The 13331-nt window shown below is 35.5% G+C and carries 8 protein-coding genes; 5 read left to right on the top strand and 3 right to left on the bottom strand.

Translation table 11 applies throughout. The features are described 5' to 3' along the window. Window positions 1-74 precede the first annotated feature (74 nt). The 3 genes from IE155_RS13515 to IE155_RS13505 form a co-directional block, all read right to left on the bottom strand. Window positions 75-1295: a hypothetical protein gene (locus IE155_RS13515; RefSeq protein ID WP_189378777.1), complete on the bottom strand. Its 1221-nt coding sequence runs from the start codon at window positions 1293-1295 to the stop codon at window positions 75-77. Window positions 1296-1298: 3 nt separating this feature from the next. Beyond that, complete coding sequence (locus IE155_RS13510; RefSeq protein WP_229817315.1) at window positions 1299-2168, bottom strand: hypothetical protein; 870 nt, start codon at window positions 2166-2168, stop codon at window positions 1299-1301. A 159-nt stretch (window positions 2169-2327) separates the two neighbouring features. After that, window positions 2328-5108, bottom strand: a complete 2781-nt coding sequence (locus tag IE155_RS13505) for a TonB-dependent receptor (RefSeq protein WP_189378775.1) — start codon at window positions 5106-5108, stop codon at window positions 2328-2330. 309 nt (window positions 5109-5417) lie between these two features. On the opposite strand from IE155_RS13505, the gene IE155_RS13500 reads away from it, so the two are divergent. From IE155_RS13500 to IE155_RS13480, 5 genes are all read left to right on the top strand, one after another. Continuing rightward, on the top strand, window positions 5418-6326 hold the full coding sequence (locus IE155_RS13500) for an AraC family transcriptional regulator (RefSeq protein ID WP_189378774.1): 909 nt from the start codon (window positions 5418-5420) through the stop codon (window positions 6324-6326). Between the two features lie 158 nt (window positions 6327-6484). Then, window positions 6485-8527, top strand: coding sequence for a hypothetical protein (locus IE155_RS13495; protein ID WP_229817313.1), 2043 nt, complete (start codon window positions 6485-6487; stop codon window positions 8525-8527). 163 nt (window positions 8528-8690) lie between these two features. Beyond that, window positions 8691-10676: a glycoside hydrolase family 97 protein gene (locus IE155_RS13490; RefSeq protein WP_189378773.1), complete on the top strand. Its 1986-nt coding sequence runs from the start codon at window positions 8691-8693 to the stop codon at window positions 10674-10676. Further along, entirely contained in the window at window positions 10669-12144 is a 1476-nt protein-coding gene (locus tag IE155_RS13485) for a Na+/H+ antiporter NhaC family protein (RefSeq protein WP_189378772.1), read from the top strand. Before IE155_RS13490 ends, IE155_RS13485 begins: the two co-directional genes overlap by 8 nt. Further along, on the top strand, window positions 12134-13327 hold the full coding sequence (locus IE155_RS13480) for a trans-sulfuration enzyme family protein (RefSeq protein WP_189378771.1): 1194 nt from the start codon (window positions 12134-12136) through the stop codon (window positions 13325-13327). Before IE155_RS13485 ends, IE155_RS13480 begins: the two co-directional genes overlap by 11 nt. The last annotated feature ends 4 nt before the right edge of the window (window positions 13328-13331 follow it).

The raw sequence follows: 13331 nt of genomic DNA, 5'->3' as shown, positions 1-13331 counted from the left end.
GGAAAGTGACAGAGATATCTTTAAAGAGAATTAGATATCTCTAAAATTTAATCGCCTGATTTTAAATGTTTTTTTTATTTTTGTGTCAAGGTGTTTTTTATTGCTTGTGGTAATTTAATTGACTCGGCATCTAATTTTAAACGATATTTAAAGCGACCTGTTTTAGTGTCTCGTAACAAATCGAATAAATAAGGTTGGCTTAATTCCTCGCCTAATTGAGAAATTAACGTTTCTTTAATTTTATTGCGATTTTGATCTAAGGTTTTAGCTCTTAAACCGTGGGTTTCTAATTCGTTAATTGATTTACTATGGCCGTGATTTTCTTTCATTAAAGTTGTAATGGTATTTGCTGATTGAGTGTCGGGGTGATTAATCGATGGGTTGATTAGCCAGCCGGCGTCAACATTATTAACTTTAAGATAGGCGTACCATAAATAATAAAAGAAAGGTGTTTTAGCTAACTTGATTTCGAAGTTATTGATGTTGATAGTGAAAGTGTCTATGTTAAAACTGAGTACGCAGGTTTTTTTTGCTAATTGGTATGCTTGATCAATGTTTATTGTTGATTGATATAAGGCATCTATGAACTTTATCTGTGATATTTGCTGCAAATCATCTGTTGTTTTATTAAGAAACCAAATAACTAAGTCATTGATATTAACATTTTCAGTTAGTTGATTGTCTTCTAAAATTTTTGTTAATAAGGATTTTAGCCAGTCTTTTTTTGAGGTATCAGTAATTTCTATTTTATCGCTTAAAGCTTTAGCTATATCATCTTCTACTTGCAGAGATTTTAGTAAGTTTAACCACTGTTTATAGTGGCTTGATACAGGCTTAGGTACTAAATGTATTAATACTAAGATGATAAATGTACTGATGCTACATATACAGATAATCAACCACCATCGAATTTGATAATCAAGTATCACTTTTGCTTGTTTAGCTTCAAGACCAAATTGCCAAGGAACATAAATTGTGTGTAAGTTGGAGTGGTCACTTTCAGAAAACAACGCCTCTATTGTTAAAGAGTATCGTTTAAAAATATTGAAATGTGTTAAAGCGTTAGTTAATGCTAATTGTTGATTAAGGTTACTTTTCACTAAATTTTTATAGTTTTTATCAATAATATGTTGCTGAAAAGCTTTTGTTAGTTCAGGCGATAAATGCTTATTTAATTGTGTAGATACTTGATTTTTAAATGATAGCTGGTTGATTACCAATAGGACGATTAAGAAAACAATGGTGCTAATGAGCCAATAAATTAGGTAGTTAAATTGTTGTCTTTTAATCTTCATAAATTAAATATTCTTACAATATTTAGGAGAAGTTAGAGTTGTATTACTCGCCTCAAATAGAGGTATATACACATGAAAAGCAGCAATAAATGAACAGGTTAACTCTGGAGTGATGATAGACTTTGCAGCATACAATTCACCAGATTCTAATTGGTGCTGGATTGGAATTTGAGTTAGCTGATCTATATCAATTATAGAATCAAACCAGTTTTGGCCTGGTATTAAATCTATTTCATGTCGATTAAAAGCATCATAAAGTGACTTATATGAGTTGTAATAGTTTATGTGTAATTTACTGATATCGATACCTTGCTTTTTTAGTGAATCTATTGGTACTAAATAAGAAGAAAAGCTTTTTTGATCGTTAATTAAGCCAATAATTTTATCGGTTAAAAAATGTGGACTCAGTTCTGCGGCTTTATTATGACTAAGCCAAAAAATTTGTACTTTTTGGCTAGGTAGCAACATCTGATAGATATCATCAAAATGTAAAACCATGCCCTTTAATGTGTCTTTCCGTGCCCAAATAAGCTGATATTTTTCTTTTAATAAATCATCTGCAGTAAGGGCAGAACGATTGCGCCAATTAATATTGACTTGAGAAAACTGCTTACCTATTTCCGTATTACTACAGAGGCGTTCAGCAAATTCCTTAGCGTAATCAGATAAAGGAAGTAAGATATTAAAGGTTTTATTCGATACTAATGTATTTTTAATTTCACATTGATAATGGTCTATAGTCGAAATTTGAAGAAGAGGCGGCTTTTGCCAAGTTAAGACAATAATCAGAAAGCAAGAAAAGATAAAAATTGTAATTTGAATCAACCTATAACTAAAAAAGTTATAGGGGATTATGGTAAATAATGAATTCACTAATCTAGCCACACCACTACTTGAATTTTTACTATAAGACAAAAATATGACAACTTAATGACATGCCGATGGTTAATAGTATATTGACTGAAAGTAGAACAGCCTTAAGTATTATTAATACCTAAGGCTGTTTTATTATAGAAAGGCGTTATTTAAACTTTAAAACTTAATACGAACACCTGCACGATAGCTACTACCCCAACTTGAGATGTAATCAACAAAACTCTTATCGCCATCGATATATTGGACAAAATCTGGGTCTAAAATATTGTTAGCATCAAAAGTGAGAGTGACATTATCATTCATGGCGTAACTTGCACTTAAATCAAGCGCTCCCCATTCATCCACTTCTAATGTTTCAATTGCGGCTTCACCCCAACTTGGCATTAATGGGCTCCAAACTGTGCCTAAGCTGTATTCTGAACGATAGTTATAGGCAAGGTTAATCATTAAGCCATTGTTTTCATAAAAGGCAACAATGTTGTATTGGTGCTCAGATAAGCCTTTAAATGGTAGCTCGTTATTATCACCATCATATTGTCCAGAAGTACTATTGTTGTAGGTGTAATTTGCTGACACACCAAAACCAGCTAATGAAGCAGGTAAAAAATCATCGAAGGTTTGCAACCAGTTCAGTTCATAACCACGAATACGTGATGAGTTATCATCATCATTGAATGGGCTAGTTACTTCGAATGATTTACCCGCAATATTTTGTTGAGTTGGTTCATAAATAATAAAGCCATGTAATTCTTTGTAGAAAGTGGCAAAGTTTAAGTTACCTGAGTCGCTATAGTACCATTCAATAGAGGTATCAAATTGATCTGCGTAGTACGGCTCTAATCCCGGATCATTTTCATACATGAAGTTTTGTAAAGTTGTTTCATCTTGTGAAATAGAGGTTACTGGCGATAAATTTGTTAATGGTGGGCGTGACATTGCTTGAGATAAGGCTAAGCGTAATACTAATTTATCTGTTAAAGATAATTTAAAGTTAGCGCTAGGCAATATTTTATCGTAACTACCATTAAATGATACATAACCGACTTGCTTGTGACTGTCAGTTATTTTTCCTTCTGAATCAAAGGCTATATTGCTAGGAGATTGAGAGTAGCCCCAAGATGAAACATCAGTTTTAATATAACGAACACCTAAATCTAGCATATACGGCATATTTACTATTTCATCTTCGATGATTATTTCAGCGTATGCATGAATGGTTTCTTCTTTAACACCATAAGTATTTCCACCTTCTAGCGAAGGGCGAGGTACTAAATATTCTTCAAATGCCTCATTGTCTAATGAACGGTAGTAATCAAATAAACCATTTACATTAATACCTGCCCATGCACTAGGTAAGTTTGCACCTGAGTTACCCATGAAGTTACTGAACGAACTTGGACTTAATGCGGAAGCTGGTAATGGGCCCCACATAGTGTTGCCATTGATCTCAAATTGTTCACTCTCAGGCGCATTGATAATGGACATATCATCTGAAGTAAATGCACTGGCATTTTTCTGGCTCCAAAAGGTTTTACCTTTATCTTGCATGTTATAACCCGTACCAAATAGTACCTGTGTAATAATGCCATCCGTAGGCTCATACTCACCATCAAAAACAAAGCGACCCGTTTTATCTTTTACTTTGTCACCTTGTAGGCGAGCGTACCATGCACCATAATCAGTATTTTCATCAAGTACGGTGTCACCGAAGGTAATATCTGGCACTTGTTCACCGTTATCCCAGTTCATTGATAAAGTATCAATGGCTGTGCGAACAACAATCCAACTTTCTTCTGCTGAAGCATCCTCTGCTTCAGAATATGCCACATCAAAATTAAAGTTAAACTGGTCATAAATATAATTAACATTTAAACCTATTTGAAAGGTATCGCTTTCACGAGGATGCTGATCTTCTAGTAACTCGGCAATTGCTGGCGAGTCCATATTCCCTGGCTCACCTATGGTTATACTATTACCTAAGCCGTCTTCACCTACTGTGACCTCTTGAATATTATCAAGGTTAGTACCTTCAAAAAGTGCGAGCGAAATCATATGGCCAGTAGATAAAATTTCATACTTGGTATAAAGCGCATCAAAGTTAATGTCTAAGTTTGCAGATGGACGCCATTGTAGAGCAAATGTTCCACCAGTACGCTTTCTATCATCGGTACTTACTGTAATATTAGGCCAATTAGGGAAACGCACCGTTTCATCGGTATAGCCATCATTGGGTAGTAGATCTTTCATATTCCATTGACCCCAGCCCCATTGTGCAGAATGACTATCAAATCGTGTTTTTGATTCTGTGTGGTTCATTGAAAATAAAATACCAAAGGTATCATCGTTAAAACTTTCACTAATTAAAAATGAAGCTTGGGGGCTAGTTTCTTCTGAACGTTCGTTATAATATCCTTCTAATGACCCCGCAACTAAGCTGCCAATATTTAGGGGTTTAAGTGTATCAATATTAATAATTGCGCCTATTCCTCCTTCTGAGAGTTTTGCTTGCTGTGTTTTATTTATTTGAACGCCACCAATAAGTTCTGAAGCAATTAAATCATAATTAAAATCTCGGCCCACAGTTTCTGAAGCTATTTTTCGACCGTTTAAAGTGGTCACGTTGTAATCCCCTGTTAAACCACGCACAGTGACCTTTTGACCCTCGCCATGAACGCGTGAGACACTGACTCCTGGAATACGTTGTAAAGCTTCGGCAACATTAGCATCAGGGAATTTACCAATATCTTCTGCCACCAATGCATCAAGAATATTGTTCGATAATTTTTTTATTTCTTGTGCTTCTTTTAAACTACTAAGTACTCCTCTAACTTCAATAATTTCAGTTTCATCATTATTATCTTCTTCTTGAGCAGCATATGTTGACAGTGAAGTAGCTAAAGCAGTACTTATGAGCAGCGCAATGTGTTTTATTTTCATGTTATTACCCCAACTTTTTGAAGGTGACCTGTATTATTTTTATCGTTTACTATTTTGCAAATCCCGACTTATTAATTAAATTTGCATGATGATTTATAGCGTTAGGTCAGGGAAATATACTTCCTGAAAAACTCCTTTTTATTATCAAAAAACATATATTCGAGTAAAAATCCTAATCATTATCTTGAATATAAAGGTTAAGATCGTGACTCTCGAAAATAAATAAAATATTCTCGATAAATAAGGTGTTGTTGTTAAGTTCCTATTTATCGCGTATTTTTTCCTAATAAATAATTTTTTGGTGAGAGTATGTTTGATTGGGTAAATAGAATTCGATTTGATGAAAGTAGTCCCTTAGAAGTACAAGGACATGAAAATAACTTTGGTTTTCAAAGACACCAACCTGAAATTATGGCGAGCAGCCACTGGCATGGGCATATTGAAATTAATTATTTATTTAATTGCTCAGCTGATTATTTAATTAATGGAAAAAAAATTAGCGTCCCCGAAGGACGAATGATTTTGTTTTGGGCATCGATTCCACATCAAATGATCGCAAGTGATGGAGATGGTTATATGGTTAATATTTATATACCGCTTCAAGCATTTTTAAGTTGGAAGTTTCCTAATGAATTTATTGAACAGATATTGCACGGTGAAGTTTTAGTTGCCGATAGTTTGCACCCAACAGACCAACCGTTAACATTAATGTGGGAAGAAAACTTAATAAAAAAACAAGCCCCATTAATGTTTCAAGTCATTGATGAAATTAGAAATCGTATTCGTAGAATGTCATTAGAACCTTTCAGTACTTTTAACTTATCATATGCAGAAAGAAAGTCAGGGCATAAATCATTAGTTTCTGGACTACATCATATTCAATTAATTCTTCGCTATATTGCTGATAATTATGATAAAAAAATTACCGTTGATGATGTCGCTCAACATACAGGGTTACACCCTAATTATGCGATGAAGATTTTTAGTCAGGTAATGAAAATATCAATAAAACAATATATTAATAAACTAAGGTTACAACATGCTCAAGCATTATTAATAGATACTAATAATGCTGTTTTGAATATTGCACTGGAAGCTGGCTTTGGTTCGACAAGTCGATTTTATGATATTTTCCAACGAGAGTTTGCAATGACTCCATTACAGTTTAGGCAAAATATTTTTAATTCAAGAACGAATGATGCTATAGCGACAAATTAGTAAGTAATGTCTTCACTTTTTAGAATAAAAGTTATTTTTCAGGAGTATTTTCTTAAATTTCGATAAGTTATTTGCCTAGCTTGGTGTTCCAATAAGCCCAATATTTAAATTATTCTGCGTTAACTATTGACGCTTCAAATTGTTAGGGAGTAATTATTTTGCTTAAGCTATTTTCAAAAGTTATTGTGTTTTCTGGCTTGGTTGCAACGATTGGTGCTTGTAATTCTATCGATAGTAGAAGTGCCGATAATGCTGTTTCGTCAGTTGATATCAATAGTCTGGCTGATACATTATCAGATCGTTGGAAATTAACAAACCAAGGTATTGAATGGCAAGTATCAGACTCACATGAAGACCATATAGAGATGAGCGGTGAGCAAATTTCGACCATTATTTACTATGGTAGCGATGAAAATGGAAATTTAACGTTAAATCGCAAATTAGTTTGGCCCATGTTACGAACTATCCCTAACGATACTCATGCCAGTTTAATTCATGACTTTCCGCTTTCGATTACGCCAGTAATAAAAATTAATAACGAGAAAAGTAGTAAAGAGCAATTAAAGCATGTACGTATTGATGGTGTACTTGCTTTAACAAGTCAATTAAAAAATGATATTAGCCTTACTCGCACGCTTTCCCCAAGTACTACACAAGCGGTGATGATCGAACAACTGCATTTTGTTAACAAGGGTAACCAAAGTGCCACAATTACGACTGAACCGTTAAATTATCAAGTTCAAACACCTGCCGATAAGGGTATATATGGTGTTTATACTATTGAGGCACGCAGCGATAAGTCGGAAGATATAACGATAAAACCGGGTGAATCAGCAAGTGTGTTCGTTAATTACTTTGCGACGAAGCAAGGCCAAAATACTGTATTTAATAGTTCACTTGAAATTGAAAAACGTCGAAATTACGTCGCAAGTTTACAGCAAGTGTTGCAATTAAAAACACCAGATCCTGTTATTAATAAGATGTTTGATTTTGCTAAGTTACGCTCTGCGGAAAGTATTTTTCGTACCAAAGGCGGATTAATGCATGCCCCTGGGGGGGGGCGTTACTACGCGGCAATCTGGGCAAATGACCAAGCTGAATATATTAACCCTTTCTTCCCTTTTCTTGGTAATCAAAGAGGAAACGAGTCTGCAATAAATAGCTTCCGTCATTTTGCACGTTTTATGAATGATGAAGGTAAGCATATCCCGTCTTCAATTATTGCAGAGGGAGATGATATTTGGGATGGTGCTGGAGACCGTGGTGATTGTGCCATGATCGCATATGGAGCTAGTAGATATGCGCTAGCTATAGCAGATAAAGATCAAGCGACTGAGTTATTACCTCTGATCGATTGGTGTCTTGATTATAGTTATAAAAAAATAAACAAGGATGGAGTTATCGGCTCAGATAGTGATGAGCTAGAAGGTCGTTTTCCTGCTGGCGACTATAACTTAAGTACCAATATGTTGACCTATGGGGCATTAATTTCAGCAAATTATTTAAATAATGAACTAGATCGAAAAAGCATTGCTGATGAGTATTACAATAAAGCTTTAGCATTGCGGACTGCTATTGAGAGCTATTTTGGTGCTAACGTGCAGGGTTTTGATACTTATCAATATTATGAAGGAAATGACAAGCTACGTGCCTGGATTGCATTGCCTTTAACATTTGGTATTTTTGAGCGTAAAGAAGAAACATTGGATGCCCTCTTATCTGAGCATTTATGGAGTGCAGATGGCATTTATAGTGAAGCTGGTAATAAAACGTTTTGGGATCGCGCTACTTTATATGCATTTAGGGGGATATTTTCCGCACAGGAAACTGATACTGCTATGCGTTATTTTAAATACTATTCACGTAAAAGGTTATTGGGTGAGCATGTACCATATGCAGTAGAGGCTTGGCCCGAGGGTAATCAACGCCACTTGTCGGCTGAAAGTGCTTTATATGCACGTACGGTAACAGAAGGTTTATTTGGTATTGAACCAACCGGCTTTAAACGCTTTAATCTTGCGCCTTATTTACCTAGTTCTTGGAATAATATGTGTTTAAAACATATACGCGCATTTAATAATGATTTTAATCTGTGTGTAGAACGAGATGGTGAAGATTATACAATAAAAATAACTCAAATTAATGGTCATTCTCAAAGAATCAATTGGGATGGTAAGTCACCCGTAAGTGTTAGCTTTTAGTTTTCTAGAGCTACTATCGGAGAAAGTAAATGCTTATTTTCTCTGATTGGTAGGGTTGTTGAGCTTTCATTTTATAGTGTGGACTAACATGAAAGCTTAGCAGCTACAGTTAAAAACTTTTGAAAATACCCATTCGATAGCTCCATTATTGAGAGTATAAGTAATGAAAATAAATTTAGATTTAAAGCCATTTTTATGGTGGGTGATGTTTGCTGTTTGTTGTATATCAGGGCAGCTCAACGCACAAACGTATAATTTATCATCGCCTAATGGCAGCCTCAATTTGTCTATTAATCAAGGCAAAACATTAACTTATATACTTAGTGTTAATGACAAAGCTGTCATTAACAACGCCGTTGCACAGCTTTCGATTAAAGATGTTAGATCTGCAAAAAAGGTAGTTAATATAAAACGTCGTAGTATTAGTCGTGTTTTACACCCTACAGTTAAACAAAAGTCGAAAGAAATTATTGAGCATTACAATGAAATCACATTATTTTATGATAATCATCAGAGTATTACTTTTCGAGTTTTTGATCAGGGCATTGCGTATCGCTTTGGGATTAAAATGTCGGGTAATCTTGAGGTTATAGATGAACAAGCTATTTTTAATTTTGCAGATGATCATCAGGTACTATTTCCTGAGGAAAATAGCTTTATCTCCCATAATGAACGACTTTATTTACCCAAAAAATTAAGTGAGATTGCGTCTAAACAATTTGCGAGTCTGCCGCTATTAGTTGATACAGCTAAGGCGAAGGTTGTTATAACAGAAACAGGTTTACGTGATTATCCTGGTATGTGGTTAAAAGGTGATGGCAATAACTCGCTAAGTGCTATTTTTCCAAAACACGTATTGGAAAGCGAGCTAAAAAAAGACTCAGATCGTAATGAACTTATTACTAAAAGAGCCCCTTACTTATCAAGCCATCAAATTACCCCGCAGCAAGGTGGCCGAGATTTCCCATGGCGGGTGATTGCAATAGCTCAGAACGATGCAGAATTGTTAACCAATGAACTGTCTTATTTATTAGCTGATGAACTTGAAATAGATGATCCTAGTTGGATAAAACCCGGTAAAGTGGCTTGGGATTGGTGGAATGCAAATAACATTTACGGTGTCGATTTTAAGTCGGGAATAAATACGCAAACATATAAATACTATATAGACTTTGCTGCAAAATACGGTCTTGAATATATTGTTCTTGATGAAGGTTGGTATAAATTAGGTAATGTGCTTGATGTTGTTCCTAATATCAATGTTGAAGAGATTATCAATTATGGCAAGTCAAAAAATGTTGATGTTATTTTATGGGTTATTTGGGAAACGCTTGATCAACAATTAGAGCTGGCTCTTGATACTTATCAAAAGTGGGGTGCAGCAGGCATTAAAGTTGACTTTATGCAACGAGATGATCAGGCGATGGTTAACTATTATTGGAGAGTTGCAGAGCAAGCGGCAAAGCGTCAGCTGTTAGTTAATTTTCATGGTTCATATAAACCAGCAGGATTGCGACGTGCTTATCCTAATGTCATTACGCGTGAAGGTGTAAGGGGGTTAGAGCATAACAAATGGGCTGACTATATTACCGCAGAGCATAATCTAACATTGCCATTTATCCGTATGCTGGCTGGTCCTATGGATTATACACCGGGTGCTATGGTTAATGCTCAGCCAGAAAATTTTAACATTGTTTTTGATCGCCCTATGAGTAAGACTACTCGAGCACACCAAGTGGCTATGTATGTTGTTTTTGAAAGCCCATTACAAATGTTAGCGGATAGCCCGTCAAACTATTTGAAAGAACATGAAACGACACAATTTATTAGCACTATTCCAACGGTATGGGATGAAACTATTATACTGTCAGCGAAAATAAGCGATCACATTATTACAGCTCGACGTTCAGGTGAACATTGGTTTATTGGGGTTATGGGTAATAGCATGGCGCGTGATTTTACTGTGGATTTATCATTTTTACCTAAAGGTGAATATGAGTTAGAAAGCTTCGCTGATGGGGTGAATGCCGATAAATTTGCCAGTGATTATCAAATGTATAAGCACAAAGTTACACCTCAAAGTAAAGTAAATATTAAGCTGGCGCCAAGTGGTGGCTGGGTAGCAAGGTTAACTCCTACCAATGGATAATGTTAAAAAAGCTAGCTTCTCACAATCCCTATTTTCGGTAGGAACATTATTGGTTTTAGTACTTTATGGGTTAATGCTAAGACCATTATTGCTGGAGCAATCACCATTTCCGCTTGAAATAGTTTTTTTATTAGCCGCAATAATTGCTATTGGTCAGCTATTCTATTTAGGTTTTAGTTGGTCAAGTATTCAAATGGCAGTGACTAATAAGTTGAGTAAAGCGATCCCAACTATTTTATTGCTGTTTGCTATCGGATTATTAATTGGCAGTTGGTTGATATCTGGCACTATTCCTATGTTGGTTTATTATGCCTTAAAAATAGTGTCGCCTGAGCATATCTATATAATCGCATTCTTAGTGCCTATTTTTTTCTCAATGTGTACAGGAACATCTTGGGGATCTATAGCAACAATTGGTTTAGTCATTATAACGGTTGCACAGGTGATTAATGCCGATCTTGGTATTGTAACGGGTGCTATTGTCGGAGGGGCTTACTTTGGTGATAAAATGTCGCCGCTATCTGATACCACAAATATTGCGGCCATGGCTTCGAATGTAGAGCTATACCAACATATAAAATCAATGCTATTTACAACATTGCCTTCTGCAGTGTTGGCGGCTTTAGGTTTTTTCGCCTTAGATTATATTTACCCTGCACAAATGAATAGCGCTGTTACTCATATTGAAAGTATTACATTATTTCAACAAACTCTTTCTGCCATTTCATCACTGTTTAATTTCCATTATTTATTAATGTTACCGCCAATTGTCATTTTATATGGCTCTATCACACGAAAACCACCTTTACCTATACTCATACTATCTTCATTAATTGCTTGTTTCTTAGCACTTATTTTTCAATCAATTCAGTTAGATGATGTAGTACAAACGCTTTATAAAGGTTTTGATATCGCCATGATTGGTACTGGATCAGAAATAGCCACCCACATTCCTGAGCATATAGGTGTTTTATTTAATCGTGGTGGTTTATACGCTTTGAATGAGCCGATTATTATTACTATTTTAGTGTTTATCTATGTAGGCGCTATAGATTGCATATCCGCAATGTCGGTATTAGTGAACAAATTATTAAGTGGTATTAAGCGTCAATTTTCTTTGGTTGCCGCGTCGTTGTTTTCGTCTGCGATAGTAAATGCCATCACCTCAAGTCAATATGCGAATAGTTTTATTGTTGGTGAAGCCTTTGGCAAAAAATATGACCAATTGAATATCTCTAGAAAAGTATTATCTCGGTCACTCGAAGACACTGGCACAATGATAGAAAGCTTAGTGCCATGGAGTACTACCGCTGTCTTTATTTATGCATCTTTAGGTGTCGCTATTCAAGATTATTGGCACTGGCAATTACTTTCATTAATTAACATCCCAATAGCGTTTATTTGTGCTTTTTTTGCTATTGGCTTTTTTAAAGACGAACAAACTGGAGAATCTATTTATGGCCAATAAGCGGCATATTGAAACGTTAATGATGCATGATAATGATCAATATCAAGACCAGTTTGGTGCTGTTGTTCCGCCTATTTATCAGAATTCACTTTTTACTTTCTCTAGTTGGGAAGCGATAGAAAAGGCATTTGAAGATAAAATTAACAACTCAATATATAGTCGAGGAAAAAACCCGACGGTTGCTTTAGTCGAGCAAAAAATTGCCACGCTAGCAGGGGGCGATAAAAGTAAATTGTTCTCTTCTGGTATGGCGGCAGTTTCGGCAGCGATGTTACATTGTTTATCTGCGGGCGATCATATTATCACCTTAAAAAATATTTATGGCCCGTCCATCAGTCTGATTAATGACTTTTTGATCCCAAAAATGAATATTGAGGTGACTTACGTTTCTGGCTCTGATGTTGATGAAATAGCAAAAGCAATTAAAGCTAATACGCGCTTAATTTATTTAGAAAGCCCATCTTCAGTGATCTTTAGTTTACAAAATTTATCGGCAATAGCTGAAATAGCTAAAAAACATAATATTGCTACCGCTATTGATAACACTTGGGCTACACCTTTATTTCAAAAGCCTTTAGCGTTAGGAATTGATCTTGAAATACATTCTTGTTCTAAGTATTTGGGAGGGCATAGCGATATAGTGTCTGGAGTAGTAATAGGGAGCAATAAACTTATCGATGCTATTCATGTGAGAGAATATGAACTACTTGGGGCAAAAATGGCACCAGTAGAAGCCTCTTTACTACTGCGAAGTTTGCGTACTTTAGACTTACGCATGGCGCGCCATCAAAAAAGTGCTATGTGTATCGCAGAGTATTTAAGCGCTCACCCATTGATAGAAGAAGTTAACTATCCGGGTTTATCAAGTTTCCCTCAAGCAGAGTTGGCTCGTCAGCAGATGTCAGGTTTTAGTGGTTTAATGAGCTTTAGGTTAAAAACGGACAACCCGAAAGAGATTAAAACCTTCTTTAATTCACTAGAATTATTCAAAATAGGCGTGAGTTGGGGGGGACATGAAAGTTTAATTTATGCACCAGCGATAAGCTGTATGAAAGAACAAAGCCCAGAACAATTTGAAAAAATGGGCATATCACTTGGTGATATGCGTATCTCTGTGGGCTTAGAAAATGTAGACGATTTACTCGCAGACTTGTCTAACGCATTGAAGTTAATTAATGCATAAATTA

Source organism: Thalassotalea profundi (assembly GCF_014653195.1).
Lineage (GTDB): Bacteria > Pseudomonadota > Gammaproteobacteria > Enterobacterales > Alteromonadaceae > Thalassotalea_B > Thalassotalea_B profundi.
This window is presented reverse-complemented; position numbering and strand designations above follow the sequence as displayed.

Bases quoted from the DNA above. Each gene is read 5' to 3' on its own strand.
- IE155_RS13485 (WP_189378772.1), top strand. From the start codon at position 10,669: ATGGATAATGTTAAAAAAGCTAGCTTCTCACAATCCCTATTTTCGGTA.
- IE155_RS13505 (WP_189378775.1), bottom strand. From the start codon at position 5,108: ATGAAAATAAAACACATTGCGCTGCTCATAAGTACTGCTTTAGCTACT.
- IE155_RS13500 (WP_189378774.1), top strand. From the start codon at position 5,418: ATGTTTGATTGGGTAAATAGAATTCGATTTGATGAAAGTAGTCCCTTA.
- IE155_RS13480 (WP_189378771.1), top strand. From the start codon at position 12,134: ATGGCCAATAAGCGGCATATTGAAACGTTAATGATGCATGATAATGAT.
- IE155_RS13515 (WP_189378777.1), bottom strand. From the start codon at position 1,295: ATGAAGATTAAAAGACAACAATTTAACTACCTAATTTATTGGCTCATT.
- IE155_RS13490 (WP_189378773.1), top strand. From the start codon at position 8,691: ATGAAAATAAATTTAGATTTAAAGCCATTTTTATGGTGGGTGATGTTT.